The following is a 14,153-nucleotide window of genomic DNA, read 5'->3' as shown; positions in this document are numbered from 1 at the left end:
GCCATGCTGCAACCACAAGATAAACCCCAGGTGATCCTGGAGCTGGCGGTGCGCAACCATCCCGGCGTGATGTCGCACGTTTGCGGGCTGTTCGCTCGCCGCGCGTTCAACGTCGAAGGCATTTTGTGTCTGCCGTTGAAGGACGGCCAGCAAAGCCGCATTTGGCTACTGGTCGCCGACGATCAGCGGCTGGAGCAGATGATAAGCCAGGTGGAAAAGCTGGAGGATGTGCTGCAGGTGAAGCGCCACAGCGAAGACGTGCGGGTATTTGAACAGCTGGAAGCGTTCTTCCAGTAAGGCGAACGGGGGCTTTCGCCCCCTTTTGTCATTGACCCGACAACACCTTCCACAGCAGGTGGCGATACACCGGCATCAGCGGCTGCTGGCTCAGCGCATAACCGGCCGCCAGTGCCACCAACCAACTCAATCCGCACACCACGCGCAGCCGCAGCGGCGTCAGCCAACGGCTCAGACGATCGGCGTTGCGCTTGCCTTCACGCCACCAGCGCCAGCTCAACCATGCCGCCAGCCAGACAAGCAGCGCCGCCGCAAGCAGCAGCCACTTGAACATCGCGCTGTCGGCACCGGCGGGAATATCGATCGCCACGCCCGCCAGAATGCCGGGAAAGAAATAAACCGGCGGCCAGGTCAGGCAACCGATGATGTTCGGCAGCGCGAACTTGTACGGCGGTAAATCGAGCATGCCGGCCACCATCGGCACCAACGGGCGCGTCGGGCCGACGAAACGGCCGATCAGAATGGTCGCCATGCTGTGCTGGTGCAAGGCGTGCTCGGTTTTGTCTAGCAGCGCCTTGTTCTTCTTCAGGAAAGACCAACGGTGTAAAGGCCCCTTGAACGCGCGGCCGACGAAATAAGAGATCCAGTCGCCGAGCACGCAGCCGACGATGCCCGCCGCCCAGGCGTAGTAAAAGTCCACCTTGCCGCTGCCGATCAACGCGCCGATGCTGGCCATCATCACCGTGCCGGGCAGCAGCAGCCCCACCAGTGCCAGCGACTCCAGAAAAGCGACCAGCAGGACGACCATCAGGGTGAAAGCCAGTGACTGGGTGATCAAATCTTGTAAATAGGCTTCCATTACACCTCTGTGGATTATTCGGGCCAAACGGGCGGAGGATTTTCCAGTGCCGCCGCAGACGAGTCAATCGATGAATTGTATGCGTATTTGGCAACACCGCGCGGCAATGGACAATCACTGTATAAAAACCCATACTATAATTTATCTATATTAGCGCCAAAACCGACATCTCGCTGAATGTCGCGCACGCCACCCGGCGGAAGACGAAGGGGTTATGACAGCACTGCAACAGGGTTTCCTGCTCACTCGCCACTGGCGCGACACGCCCACCGGCACCGAGGTCGAATTTTGGCTGGCGACCGACGCGGGCCCGCGTCAGCTGCGTCTGCCGCCGCAAACCTCGGTGGCGTTTATCCCCGCCGAACACCGGCAGCGCGTGGAACTGCTGCTGCGGGAAGAGCGGCAAGTCGAACTGAAACCGCTGGCACTGACGGATTTTCACCACCGCCCGATGCTGGGGCTTTACTGCCGCCAGCACCGTCAGCTCATCAAGCTGGAAAAACTGCTGCGGGAAGGCGGCGTTGCGGTCTACGAGGCCGACATTCGCCCACCGGAGCGCTACCTGATGGAGCGCTTCATCACCGCGCCGGTGTGGTTCAACGGCAACCCCAACGGCGGCGGCCTGTTGCTCAATGGCCAGATGAAGCCGGCGCCGGAGTACCGCCCAACGCTCAAGCTGGTATCGCTGGATATCGAGACCACCGCCCACGGCGAACTTTACTCCATCGCGCTGGAAGGCTGCGGCCAGCGGCAGGTGTACATGCTGGGGCCGGCCAACGGCGGCGATGAGCCGTTGGATTTCGATCTGGAATATTGCGCCAGCCGCCCCCAGCTGCTGGAACGGTTGAACGCCTGGCTGGAACGCCACGATCCCGACGCCATCATCGGCTGGAACCTGGTGCAGTTCGATCTGCGGGTGCTGCAAAAGCATGCCGAGCGCTACCAGATCCCGCTGCGGCTGGGGCGCGGCGGCAACCTGCTGGAGTGGCGCGAGCACGGCTTCAAACAGAACCACTTTTTCGCCGCCGCCGCCGGCCGGCTGATCATCGACGGCATCGAAGCGCTGAAATCCGCCACCTGGAACTTTCCCTCCTTCAGCCTGGAATACGTTTCGCAGGAACTGTTGGGTGAAGGCAAGGCGATCGACAACCCTTATCAGCGCATGGCGGAGATCGACCGGCGCTTCGCTGAAGACAAGCCGGCGCTGGCCCGCTACAACCTGAAGGACTGCGAGCTGGTGACGCGCATCTTCGCCAAGGCCGATCTGCTGAACTTCCTGCTGGAGCGCGCCACCGTCACCGGGCTGGCGGCCGATCGCAGCGGTGGCTCGGTGGCGGCCTTCAGCCACCTCTATATGCCGCGCATGCACCGCCTGGGCTTTGTCGCCCCCAACCTCGGCGAACAGCCGGAGGAGCACAGCCCCGGCGGCTTCGTGATGGACTCGCGGCCCGGCCTGTACGACTCGGTGCTGGTGCTGGACTATAAAAGCCTGTACCCGTCGATCATCCGCACCTTCCTGATCGATCCGGTCGGGCTGGTGGAGGGCATGCGCCATCCGGGCGACGCCGACTCGGTGCCCGGCTTTCGCAACGCCCGCTTCTCGCGCAGCAAACACTGCCTGCCGGCGATCGTCGAGCAGATCTGGCAGGGCCGCGAGGCCGCCAAACGCCAGCACAACAAGCCCCTGTCGCAGGCGTTGAAAATCATCATGAACGCGCTGTACGGCGTGCTGGGATCGAGCGGCTGCCGCTTCTTCGATCCGCGGCTGGCGTCGTCGATCACCCTGCGTGGCCACGAGATCATGCGGCAAACCCGCGAGCTGATCGAAGCCGAAGGCTACCAGGTAATTTACGGCGATACCGACTCCACCTTCGTGTGGCTGAAACAGCCGCATGACGAGCAACAGGCGGCGCAGATCGGCCGGGCGCTGGTGCAACGGGTCAACGCCTGGTGGCGGCAGCAGCTGCAGCAGCAGTTCGGGCTGGAGAACGCGCTGGAGCTGGAGTTCGAAACCCACTACTCCCGTTTCCTGATGCCGACCATTCGCGGCGCCGAACAGGGCAGCAAAAAACGCTACGCCGGCCTGATCGCACGCGCCGACGGCGAGGAAGAGATGGTGTACAAAGGGCTGGAAACGGTGCGCACCGACTGGACGCCGCTGGCGCAGCAGTTCCAGCAACAGCTCTATCAGCGCATCTTCAAACGGCAGCCCTATCAGGACTATGTGCGCGACTACGTCGGCAAAACCCTGAACGGCGACTTCGACGATCAGCTGGTGTACCGCAAACGCCTGCGCAGAAAGCTCGACGACTATCAGCGCAACGTGCCGCCACATGCCCGCGCCGCGCGCATCGCCGACGACTACAACCGCCAACAGGGGCGGCCGCTGCAGTATCAGAACGGCGGCTGGATCAGCTACGTGATGACCGTGGCCGGGCCGGAACCGCTGGAAACCCGCCATTCGCCCATCGACTATCAGCATTACCTCGAACGCCAGCTGCAACCGGTGGCAGACGCTATACTCCCTTTCTTGCACGACGATTTCACCACGCTGGTCACCGGGCAAATGGGGCTGTTTTGAGATTGCGCCAGGTTAAGAAAAATCATCGGGTTTTGCAGGTGACGAACGCGCCGCCTTCCATTACCATAGCGCCCTTCCCAAAACTGAACCACGCTTAGCCCTGCCGTCTCGCGACGTCTGCATGGCGTGAACGGCTATTGCCCGCCAAATTTAAAACAAACCGGGATTAGCTGACGTTCAGTACAGGTGCCGCGGCCCTTCCCGCCCGGTAACAAGACTTACTTACAAAGAATCGAGCCGACAATATATGCCTTTTACTCTTGGTCAACGCTGGATCAGCGACACGGAAAGCGAATTAGGATTGGGAACCGTCGTGGCGCTGGATGCGCGCATGATTACCCTGCTTTTCCCCGCCACCGGTGAAAACCGCCTCTATGCCAGAAACGATTCGCCGATCACCCGCGTGATGTTCAACCCGGGCGATACCGTCAGCAGCCACGAGGGCTGGCAGCTGCAGGTGGAAGAGGTGAAAGAGGAAAACGGTCTGTTGACCTATATCGGCACCCGTCTGGACACCCAGGAAAGCGGCGTGGCGATGCGCGAAGTGCTGCTGGACAGCAAACTGACCTTCAGCAAACCGCAGGATCGTCTGTTCGCCGGCCAGATCGACCGCATGGACCGTTTCGCGCTGCGTTTTCGCGCGCGCAAATACCAGAGCGAGCAGTATCGCCTGCCGTTCGCCGGCCTGCGCGGCATGCGCGCCAGTCTGATCCCGCACCAGCTGCACATCGCCCATGAAGTCGGCCAGCGCCATGCGCCGCGCGTTCTGCTCGCGGACGAAGTCGGCCTCGGCAAAACCATCGAAGCCGGCATGATCATCCACCAGCAGCTGCTGGCGGGCCGCGCCGAGCGCGTGCTGATCGTGGTGCCGGAAACGCTGCAGCACCAGTGGCTGGTGGAGATGATGCGCCGCTTCAACCTCTACTTCTCGCTGTTTGACGACAGCCGCTACGCCGAAGCCAAGCTCGACAGCAGCAACCCGTTCGAGACCGAACAGCTGGTGATCTGCTCGCTGGACTTCGTGCGCCGCAACAAGCAGCGTCTGGAAGAGCTGGCGGACGCCCAGTGGGACCTGCTGGTGGTCGATGAAGCGCACCACCTGGCCTGGAGCGAAGAAGCGCCGAGCCGCGAATATCAGGTGATCGAACAGCTGGCCGAGCATATCCCCGGCGTGTTGCTGCTGACCGCCACCCCGGAACAGCTCGGCCAACAGAGCCACTTTGCGCGCCTGCGCCTGCTCGATCCAAACCGTTTCCACGACTACGGCGAGTTCGTCGCCGAGCAGCAGAAATACCGTCCGGTGGCCGACGCCGTCACCCTGTTGCTGAGCGGTGAGCGCCTGGCTGACGACAAGCTGAACCTGCTGGGCGAGCTGATCGACGAGCAGGACATCGAGCCGCTGCTCAAAGCCGCCAACAGCGAAGGCGACAACGCCGAGCAGGCGCGCCAGGAGCTGGTTTCGATGCTGATGGATCGCCACGGCACCAGCCGTGTGCTGTTCCGCAACACCCGTAACGGCGTGAAGGGCTTCCCGCACCGCAACCTGCACCAGATCAAGCTGCCGTTGCCGACCCAGTATCAGACCGCGATCAAAGTCTCCGGCATCATGGGCGCTAAAAAGTCCGTCGAAGCCCGTGCGCGCGACATGCTGTACCCGGAGCAAATCTACCAGGAATTCGAAGGCGAAAACGCCACCTGGTGGAACTTCGACCCGCGCGTCGAATGGCTGCTGGATTACCTGCTGGCCAACCGCAACGAAAAAGTGCTGGTGATCTGCGCCAAGGCCGACACTGCGCTGCAGCTGGAGCAGGTGCTGCGCGAACGTGAAGCGATCCGCGCCGCGGTGTTCCACGAAGGGCTGTCGATCATCGAGCGCGACCGCGCCGCCGCCTACTTCGCCTCCGAAGAGGAAGGCGCGCAGGTGCTGCTGTGTTCCGAGATCGGTTCCGAAGGCCGCAACTTCCAGTTCGCCAGCCAGTTGGTGATGTTCGATCTGCCGTTCAACCCGGACCTGCTGGAGCAACGTATCGGCCGTCTGGACCGTATAGGCCAGATGCACGACATCCAGATCATGGTGCCTTACCTGGAGCACACCGCGCAGGCGGTGCTGGGCCGCTGGTTCCACGAAGGGCTGGACGCCTTCGAGCACACCTGCCCGACCGGCCGCACCATCTACGACAGCTGCTATGAGCAGTTGATCGGTTTTCTGGCCGCGCCGACCGAGCAGGAAGGGCTGGACGAATTCATCCACGCCTGCCGCCAACAGCACGATCAATTGAAAGCGCAGTTGGAACAGGGGCGCGACCGCCTGCTGGAGATGCACTCCAACGGCGGCGATAAAGCCCAGGCGCTGGCCGCCGCCATCGCCGAGCAGGATAACGACGTCAACCTGGTGGGCTTTGCGCTCAACCTGTTCGACATCGTCGGCATCAATCAGGAAGACCGCAGCGACAACCTGATCGTGCTGACGCCGTCCGACCATATGCTGGTGCCGGACTTCCCGGGCCTGCCGCAGGACGGCTGTACCGTCACCTTCGACCGCGATCAGGCGCTGTCGCGCGAAGACGCGCAGTTCGTCAGTTGGGAACACCCGATCATCCGCAACGGCCTGGATCTGATCCTGTCCGGCGATACCGGCAGCTGTGCGGTGTCCCTGTTGAAAAACAAAGCGTTGCCGGTCGGCACCCTGCTGGTTGAACTGGTGTACGTGGTGGAAGCCCAGGCGCCGAAGCACCTGCAACTGACCCGCTTCCTGCCGCCGACGCCGATCCGCATGCTGATGGATCGCAAGGGCACCAACCTGGCGGCGCAGGTCGAGTTCGAAAGCTTCAACCGCCAGTTGAACGCGGTCAACCGCCACACCTCCAGCAAGCTGGTCAACGCCGTGCAGCAAGACGTGCACGCCATGCTGCAGCAGGCGGAAAGCCTGGTCGAAGCACAGGCGCGCACGCTTATCGAGCAAGCCAAACAAGAGGCGGACGACAAGCTGAGCGCCGAGCTGGCGCGTCTGGAAGCGCTGAAAGCGGTCAACCCGAACATTCGCGACGACGAAGTCGAAACGCTGGAGTTCAACCGCCGTCAGGTGCTGGCCAACCTCAATGAAGCCGGCTGGCGCCTGGATGCCATTCGTCTGGTGGTGGTCACCCACCAGTAACCGGCGCGACGCGGGGAGGCAGCCGCCTCCCCGTTCGGCCCTTTTCGCGGAGCCAAGATGGAACCCTATAATCCCCCGCAGGACCCGCTGCACATCCTGTATCAGGATGAACACATCATGGTGGTCAACAAGCCCAGCGGCTTGCTGTCGGTGCCCGGCCGCGCGCCGGAAAACAAAGACAGCCTGATGACCCGCATTCAGGCCGATCATCCGGCCGCCGAATCGGTGCACCGGCTCGACATGGCCACCAGCGGGGTGATCGTGGTGGCGCTCAACAAGGCCGCCGAGCGTGAGCTGAAGCGGCAGTTCCGCGAACGCGAACCGAAGAAATCCTATATCGCCCGCGTTTGGGGGCATATGGAACATGACGAGGGGTTGGTGGATTTGCCGCTGATCTGCGACTGGCCTAATCGGCCGCTGCAAAAGGTGTGTTTTGACACCGGCAAAGCGGCGCAAACCGAGTATCTGGTGCTGTCGCGCGACGCCGATGGCAGCACGCGCGTGAAGCTGACGCCGATCACCGGCCGCTCACATCAGCTGCGGGTGCACATGTTGGCGCTGGGGCACCCGATACTCGGCGACGGTTTCTACGCCCCGCCGGAAGCCAAGGTGATGGCGCCGCGATTGCAGCTGCATGCGCAAGAGTTGCGCATCACCCATCCCGCCTTCCAGACGCCGATGCACTTTCGCGCCGAGCCGGATTTCTGAATCATATGTTAAACGGGCTCGGCATGCCGGGCCCGCTTTCATCGCCTATTTAAAACCTTTCTCGCGTTTGATCAGGTCGTACGCCGCCTGAATCTCCTGCGCTTTTTGCTTGGCCATTTCCATCATCTGCGGCGGCAAGCCTTTCGCCACCAGCTTATCCGGATGGTGTTCGCTCATCAGCTTACGGTAGGCGCGCTTGATGGTGGCGGCATCGTCGCTGCTGCTCACGCCGAGCACCTTGCACGCATCGTCGAGCGTCGGGCCGCGCTGAGCCTGCTGATAGCCGCCCTGCGAATACCCGCCCTGTTGACCGCCGCCGAATTGGCGCCCCCCCTCCATCATGCTGAGGAACTGATCGAACTGCGCGCGCGAAATGCCCAGCTCTTCGGCGATGACGTACAGTACCTGACGTTCATTCGGATGCAGCGAGCCGTCGGCGAACGCCGCCTGAATCTGAATTTCCAGAAACATCCGAATCAAATCAAAGCGGCCGAAGCAGATGCTGCGGAACTGCTGCAGCGTCTCACGCAGCGGGAACTGGCTCTGTTTGCCCTCGCGGAACGCCTGCTGCGCCGCGGTGCGCGCTTCGCCGTGCAGCTGCAGGCGATCCATGAACAGGCTGGCAATCTGGATATCCGCCTCGGTGACACGTCCTTTGGATTTGGTCAGGTGGCCCATCACCTGAAAAGTGGTGCGGAAAAACAGCGTTTGCCGCGTTTGCTGGTCGGTGAAAAAACCCCGGCTGCGCTTGTTGCTGCGCGCCGTATCGATCATATGACCGATAATCAGCCCCAGAACTACACCCCAGAATCCCGCGCCAGACCAGATGGCGACGATGACGCCGAGCAGTTTTCCCCAATACTGCATATACTCCTCAATTATCATGCCGAAAGCCGCCCGCTCTCCTCCGTTTCAGGAAAGGGCGCAGGCGATTTTTCCCAGAATTTGGATTATCATACCTGTCATTTATCTTTGCGCCTAACGACGACGCAAGTAAACGGCTGGATTTAGCACTAGCGCAACGCAGATGAGTAATATAGTCTCTGACCGTTTGCCGGACACGACGCCTCTGATGACGGAACACCAAAACCGCGTATGAAAAAAAGTTTCCCAACCCTGCTGGCCACGATGATTTGGACGGCACTCTACAGTCAGCATGCGCTGGCTGATCTGGCCGAGCAATGCATGCTTGGCGTTCCCGTTTACGACAAGCCTTTGGTCAGCGGCGATCCAAACAGCCAGCCTGTGACCATCAATGCCGACGACTCGCGCGCCGACTACCCGAAAAGCGCCCTGTTCAGCGGCAACGTGCGTGTCGAGCAGGGCAACAGCACCCTGACCGCCAAAGAAGTTGAGCTGAACCAGACGCAAAACCCGGGTCAGACGGAGCCCGTGCGCACCGTCACGGCCACCGGTGACGTGCACTACAGCGACAATCAGATCAAACTGAAAGGCCCGAAGGCCTGGTCGAACCTGAACACCAAAGATACCGACGTCTATGAAGGCGACTACCAGATGGTAGGCCGTCAGGGGCGTGGCGATGCCGACAAGATGAAAATGCGCGGCGCCAACCGTTACACCATTCTGGAAAACGGCACCTTTACCTCCTGTCTGCCGGGCGACGACAGCTGGAGCGTAGTCGGCTCCGAAGTGATCCACGACCGCGAAGAGCAGGTGGCGGAAGTGTGGAACGCCCGCTTCCGCATCGGCGGCGTGCCGGTGTTCTACAGCCCGTACCTGCAGCTGCCGGTCGGCGACAAGCGCCGTTCAGGCTTCCTGATCCCGAACGCCAAATACGGCAGCAACAACGGCTTCGAGTTCATGTTGCCGTACTACTGGAACATCGCGCCGAACTACGACGCCACCATCACGCCGCATTATATGTCCAAGCGCGGCCTGCAGTGGCAGACCGAATTCCGCTACCTGGTGCAACCGGGCCTTGGCCTGATGGAATTAGACTGGCTGCCGAACGACCGGGAATACGGCAAAGATCATGACGACAGCAAGCGCTGGCTGTTCTATTGGAACCACAACGGCGTGATGGACCAGGTGTGGCGCTTCAACGTCGACTACACCAAGGTCAGCGATTCCAAATACTTCACCGATCTGGACTCCAAGTACGGTTCCACCACCGACGGCTACGCCACGCAGAAATTCAGCCTCGGCTACGCCAACGAGAACTGGAACGCCACGCTGAGCTCCAAGCAATTCCAGATTTACGACGATACCAACCGCACCCTGTCTGACACCTACAAGGTGCAGCCGCAGCTGGATCTGAACTACTACAAGAACGACCTCGGCCCGTTCGATTTCCATATCTACGGCCAGGCGGCCAAGTTCACCAGCGTCAACCCATACAGCCCGGACGCCACCCGTCTGCATATGGAACCGACGCTCAACCTGCCGCTGACCAACGGCTGGGCCAGCCTGAACACCGAAGCCAAGGTGATGGCGACCCACTACCAGCAGGATATTCCTGACGGTTTCGCCGCCAACTACCAGAGCCGCAAAGGCGCCGCCGCGCCGGATCTTGACGATTCGGTCAACCGCGTATTGCCGCAGTTCAAGGTCGACGGCAAGCTGGTGTTCGAGCGGCCGATGATCTGGGCAGAAGGCGCTACCCAGACCCTGGAGCCGCGCGTGCAGTACCTGTACGTGCCGTATCGCGATCAAAGCAACATCTACACCTACGACACTACGCTGCTGCAGACCGATTACTCCGGCCTGTTCCGCGACCGCACCTACAGCGGCCTGGATCGCATCGCTTCGCAGAACCGTGTCTCCACCGGTTTGACCACCCGTATTTATGATGACGCGCTGGTTGAACGTTTTAACGCTTCCGTGGGTCAAATCTACTACTTCAGCCGTTCGCGTACCGGCGACCAGATGACGAGTTTCGATAACAACGATAATACCGGCAGCGTGGCCTGGGCCGGCGATACCTATTGGAAGATCGACGATCGTTGGGGTCTGCGCGGCGGCCTGCAGTACGACACCCGCCTGAGCAGCGTCTCGCTGGGCAACGGCGTGGTGGAATACCGCCAGGACGCCGAGCGCGTGGTGCAGCTGAACTACCGTTACGCCACGCCGGAATACATCCAGACGGCGTTGAACACCAAGACGGTTCCGGCCTTCCAGGACGGCATCTCGCAGGTGGGCATTACCGGCAGCTGGCCGATCGCCGATCGTTGGGCGGTCGTCGGGGCGTATTACTACGACACCCGCGCCAAACAATCCGCCGATCAGCTGGTGGGGCTGAAGTACAACACCTGCTGCTGGGCAGTGACCCTGGGCTATGAGCGCAAGATCACCGACTGGAACACCAGCAACAATACCAGCGTTTACGACAACAGAGTTTCGTTCAACGTCGAACTGCGTGGCCTGAGCAGCGATCATAGTCTCGGCTCCGCGGAAATGCTGCGCTCCGGCATTCTGCCGTATCAGCGCGCATTCTGACGCTTTGCAACACTTTGAAAACGAGAACTTTCACCCGCATTTGCGGATTACATAATGGGAAATGTATGAAGAACTGGAGAACGCTTATTCTCGGATTGGTGGTTTGCGCCAATGCCGCGTTCGCAGCACCCCAAGAAGTGGATAAAGTCGCCGCCGTCGTGGATAACGGCGTGGTACTCGAAAGCGACGTCAACGGACTGTTGCAGTCGGTGAAACTCAACGCCCAGCAGGCCGGCCAACAGCTGCCGGACGACAAGACGCTGCGCCATCAGATCATCGAACGTCTGATCATGGATAACATCCAGCTGCAGATGGCCAAGAAAATGGGCATCACCGTGTCCGACGCCGATCTGGACAAGGCGATCGCCAACATCGCCGCGCAAAACCGCATGAGCGTCGATCAGCTGCGCAGCCGCCTGTCGTATGAAGGGCTGAACTACAACACCTATCGCGCGCAGATCCGCAAAGAGATGCTGATCTCCGAAGTGCGTAACAACGAAGTGCGTCGCCGCGTCACTATCCTGCCGCAGGAAGTGGACTCGCTGGCCAAACAGGTGGGCGCGCAGAACGGCAGCGACACCGAAATGAACATCAGCCACATCCTGATCCCGCTGCCTGAGAACCCGTCGCAGCAGCAGGTCGACAAAGCCGAAGAACTGGCCAAACGTCTGGTGGGCGAGATCAACAGCGGCGCCGACTTCGGCAAGCTGGCGATCACCTACTCCGCTGACTCTCAGGCGCTGAAAGGCGGCAACATGGGCTGGGGCAAACTGCAAGAGATCCCGACCCTGTTCGCGGAACGTCTGGTGAGCGCCAAGAAAGGCGACGTCGTCGGCCCAATCCGTTCCGGCGTCGGCTTCCATATCCTGAAAGTGAACGACATCCGCGGCGCCAGTCAGTCGGTCTCGGTCACCGAAGTGCACGCCCGTCACATCCTGCTGAAGCCTTCCGTGGTGTTGACTGACGATCAGGCGCGCGCCAAGCTGCAATCCGTGGCGGAAGCCATCAAGAGCGGCCGCGCCAAATTCGCCGACGAAGCCAAACAGCTGTCGCAAGATCCGGGTTCCGCCATGCAGGGCGGCGATCTGGGCTGGGCTTCTCCGGACATCTACGATCCGGCCTTCCGCGATGCGCTGCTGAAGCTGAGCAAGGGTGAAATCAGCGCGCCGGTACACTCTTCCTTCGGTTGGCACCTGATTCAGCTGCTGGATACCCGTCAGGTGGATAAAACCGACGCCGCGCAGAAAGATCGCGCTTACCGCATGCTGTTCAACCGCAAGTTCGCCGAAGAAGCGCAGACCTGGATGCAGGAACAGCGCGCCCAGGCCTACGTGAAGATCCTCGATGGCAGCGATGCACAGCAATAAACGCGTCGTCATTACCCCCGGCGAACCCGCCGGGGTGGGGCCGGATTTGGTAGCCGCCCTGGCGCAACAGGATTGGCCTGTTGAGCTGGTGGTGTGCGCCGATCCGGCCTTGTTGCTTGAACGCGCCGAACGCCTGGGCCTGCCGCTGACGCTGCGCGACTACCAACCGCAGCAACCGGCCGAAGCGCAACGCGCCGGCACGCTGACCGTGCTGCCGGTGCCGCTCGCTCACCCGGTTACCGCCGGTGAGTTGAACGTCGGCAACAGCGCCTACGTGGTGGAAACCCTGGCGCGCGCCTGCGACGGCTGCCTGAACGGCGAGTTTTCCGCACTGATCACCGGCCCGGTGAACAAGGGCGTGATCAACGACGCCGGCGTGCCGTTTATCGGCCATACCGAATTCTTTGCCGATCGCAGCCGCTGCGATCGCGTGGTGATGATGCTCGCGACCGAAGAGCTGCGCGTGGCGCTGGCGACCACCCACCTGCCGCTGCTGGCGGTGCCGGGCGCCATCACGCAGCAGAGCCTGTTCGAAGTCATCCGCATTCTCGACCACGATCTGAAAACCAAATTTGGCATCGCCCAGCCGCACATTTACGTCTGCGGTCTGAATCCCCACGCCGGGGAAGGCGGCCATATGGGGCGCGAAGAGATAGACACCATCATCCCGGCGCTCGATGCGCTGCGCGCTGACGGCATCCATCTTGTCGGCCCGCTGCCGGCGGACACCCTGTTCCAGCCCAAATATCTGCAAGATGCCGATGCGGTGCTGGCGATGTATCACGATCAGGGGCTGCCGGTGCTAAAATACCAAGGGTTCGGCCGCGCGGTGAATATCACCCTCGGTTTGCCTTTCATACGCACCTCGGTCGACCACGGCACCGCTCTGGAACTGGCCGGCACCGGCACCGCCGATGTCGGCAGTTTCCAAACGGCCCTGAATCTCGCCATTAAAATGATAATTAATTGTAATGAATAACAGAGTCCACCAAGGGCACTTTGCCCGCAAACGCTTTGGACAAAACTTTTTAACCGATCAGTTTGTCATCGATAGCATTGTCTCCGCCATTCACCCGCAGCCGGGCGAAGCGGTGGTTGAGATCGGCCCCGGCCTCGGCGCCTTGACCGAGCCGGTCGGCGCGCGCATGGACCGCATGACGGTGATCGAACTGGACCGCGATCTGGCCACCCGGCTGGAGAATCATCCGCAGCTGAAAGACAAGCTGACCATCCGCCAGCAGGACGCCATGACGGTGAATTTCGCCGAACTGGCCGAGGAAGCTGGCCAACCGCTGCGCGTATTTGGTAACCTGCCGTACAATATTTCGACGCCGCTGATGTTCCACCTTTTCAGCTATACTCAGGCAATCCGCGACATGCACTTTATGTTGCAGAAAGAGGTGGTCAACCGTCTGGTGGCCGGCCCTGACAGCAAGGCCTACGGGCGTTTGACCGTGATGGCACAGTACTACTGCAACGTCATTCCGGTGCTGGAAGTGCCGCCGACCGCGTTCGCGCCGCCGCCGAAGGTCGATTCCGCCGTGGTGCGCCTGGTGCCGCACCGCGTGCTGCCAAACCCGGTGGGCGACGTGCGTATGCTGAGCCGCATCACCACGCAGGCGTTCAACCAGCGGCGGAAAACCATCCGCAATAGCCTGGGCGACCTGTTCACGCCGGAGCAGCTGACGGAACTGGGTGTCGATCCTTCGCTCAGAGCAGAGAATATTTCTGTGGCGCAGTACTGCAAGCTGGCGAACTGGCTGTCAGCCAATCCGGCGCCGCAGCAATAAG

At 61.3% G+C, this 14,153-nt stretch carries 10 protein-coding genes; 8 read left to right on the top strand and 2 right to left on the bottom strand.

Annotated features, from left to right (window positions below; genetic code table 11):
• Positions 1-3: 3 nt before the first annotated feature.
• Positions 4-297: an acetolactate synthase small subunit gene (gene ilvN, locus ACRAWE_RS19985; RefSeq protein ID WP_016929110.1), complete on the top strand. Its 294-nt coding sequence runs from the start codon at positions 4-6 to the stop codon at positions 295-297.
• 28 nt (positions 298-325) lie between these two features.
• On the opposite strand, the gene ACRAWE_RS19980 is transcribed toward ilvN, so the two are convergent.
• The gene (locus tag ACRAWE_RS19980; protein ID WP_432525799.1) at positions 326-1,096 is read right to left on the bottom strand and encodes a DedA family protein; all 771 of its coding nucleotides are present in this window, start codon (positions 1,094-1,096) and stop codon (positions 326-328) included.
• 214 nt (positions 1,097-1,310) lie between these two features.
• Here ACRAWE_RS19980 and ACRAWE_RS19975 point away from each other — a divergent pair, with 214 nt between their 5' ends.
• The 3 genes from ACRAWE_RS19975 (at position 1,311) to rluA (ending at position 7,539) form a co-directional block, all read left to right on the top strand.
• The gene (locus ACRAWE_RS19975) at positions 1,311-3,677 is read left to right on the top strand and encodes a DNA polymerase II (protein WP_432525798.1); all 2,367 of its coding nucleotides are present in this window, start codon (positions 1,311-1,313) and stop codon (positions 3,675-3,677) included.
• 247 nt (positions 3,678-3,924) lie between these two features.
• A complete protein-coding gene (gene rapA / locus ACRAWE_RS19970) occupies positions 3,925-6,831 on the top strand; it encodes an RNA polymerase-associated protein RapA (protein ID WP_025159632.1) in 2,907 nt (968 codons plus the stop codon).
• Positions 6,832-6,888: 57 nt separating this feature from the next.
• On the top strand, positions 6,889-7,539 hold the full coding sequence (gene rluA / locus ACRAWE_RS19965; protein WP_197667716.1) for a bifunctional tRNA pseudouridine(32) synthase/23S rRNA pseudouridine(746) synthase RluA: 651 nt from the start codon (positions 6,889-6,891) through the stop codon (positions 7,537-7,539).
• A 45-nt stretch (positions 7,540-7,584) separates the two neighbouring features.
• On the opposite strand, the gene djlA is transcribed toward rluA, so the two are convergent.
• The gene (djlA, locus tag ACRAWE_RS19960) at positions 7,585-8,406 is read right to left on the bottom strand and encodes a co-chaperone DjlA (protein WP_033641240.1); all 822 of its coding nucleotides are present in this window, start codon (positions 8,404-8,406) and stop codon (positions 7,585-7,587) included.
• A 228-nt stretch (positions 8,407-8,634) separates the two neighbouring features.
• On the opposite strand from djlA, the gene lptD reads away from it, so the two are divergent.
• The 4 genes from lptD to rsmA all read left to right on the top strand — a co-directional run bounded on the left by lptD (position 8,635) and on the right by rsmA (position 14,152).
• Positions 8,635-10,995, top strand: coding sequence for an LPS assembly protein LptD (gene lptD / locus ACRAWE_RS19955; RefSeq protein WP_019455044.1), 2,361 nt, complete (start codon positions 8,635-8,637; stop codon positions 10,993-10,995).
• Between the two features lie 65 nt (positions 10,996-11,060).
• The gene (gene surA / locus ACRAWE_RS19950) at positions 11,061-12,362 is read left to right on the top strand and encodes a peptidylprolyl isomerase SurA (RefSeq protein ID WP_197667715.1); all 1,302 of its coding nucleotides are present in this window, start codon (positions 11,061-11,063) and stop codon (positions 12,360-12,362) included.
• Positions 12,340-13,341 (top strand): 4-hydroxythreonine-4-phosphate dehydrogenase PdxA, encoded by a 1,002-nt coding sequence (gene pdxA, locus ACRAWE_RS19945; RefSeq protein WP_019455042.1) that lies wholly within the window; start codon positions 12,340-12,342, stop codon positions 13,339-13,341. The genes surA and pdxA overlap by 23 nt, the downstream gene beginning before the upstream one ends.
• Positions 13,334-14,152 (top strand): 16S rRNA (adenine(1518)-N(6)/adenine(1519)-N(6))-dimethyltransferase RsmA, encoded by an 819-nt coding sequence (rsmA, locus tag ACRAWE_RS19940; protein ID WP_063918142.1) that lies wholly within the window; start codon positions 13,334-13,336, stop codon positions 14,150-14,152. The genes pdxA and rsmA overlap by 8 nt, the downstream gene beginning before the upstream one ends.
• Position 14,153 lies beyond the last annotated feature (1 nt).

Origin of the sequence: Serratia sp. BFP-2025 (assembly GCF_050880365.1) — a bacterium.
Classification (GTDB): Bacteria; Pseudomonadota; Gammaproteobacteria; order Enterobacterales; family Enterobacteriaceae; genus Serratia; species Serratia surfactantfaciens.
Note: the sequence above shows the minus strand (reverse complement) of the source record. Positions and strands in the feature narration are given on the sequence as shown.

Bases quoted from the DNA above. Each gene is read 5' to 3' on its own strand.
- ilvN (WP_016929110.1), top strand. From the start codon at position 4: ATGCTGCAACCACAAGATAAACCCCAGGTGATCCTGGAGCTGGCGGTG.
- ACRAWE_RS19980 (WP_432525799.1), bottom strand. From the start codon at position 1,096: ATGGAAGCCTATTTACAAGATTTGATCACCCAGTCACTGGCTTTCACC.
- ACRAWE_RS19975 (WP_432525798.1), top strand. From the start codon at position 1,311: ATGACAGCACTGCAACAGGGTTTCCTGCTCACTCGCCACTGGCGCGAC.
- rapA (WP_025159632.1), top strand. From the start codon at position 3,925: ATGCCTTTTACTCTTGGTCAACGCTGGATCAGCGACACGGAAAGCGAA.
- rluA (WP_197667716.1), top strand. From the start codon at position 6,889: ATGGAACCCTATAATCCCCCGCAGGACCCGCTGCACATCCTGTATCAG.
- djlA (WP_033641240.1), bottom strand. From the start codon at position 8,406: ATGCAGTATTGGGGAAAACTGCTCGGCGTCATCGTCGCCATCTGGTCT.
- lptD (WP_019455044.1), top strand. From the start codon at position 8,635: ATGAAAAAAAGTTTCCCAACCCTGCTGGCCACGATGATTTGGACGGCA.
- surA (WP_197667715.1), top strand. From the start codon at position 11,061: ATGAAGAACTGGAGAACGCTTATTCTCGGATTGGTGGTTTGCGCCAAT.
- pdxA (WP_019455042.1), top strand. From the start codon at position 12,340: ATGGCAGCGATGCACAGCAATAAACGCGTCGTCATTACCCCCGGCGAA.
- rsmA (WP_063918142.1), top strand. From the start codon at position 13,334: ATGAATAACAGAGTCCACCAAGGGCACTTTGCCCGCAAACGCTTTGGA.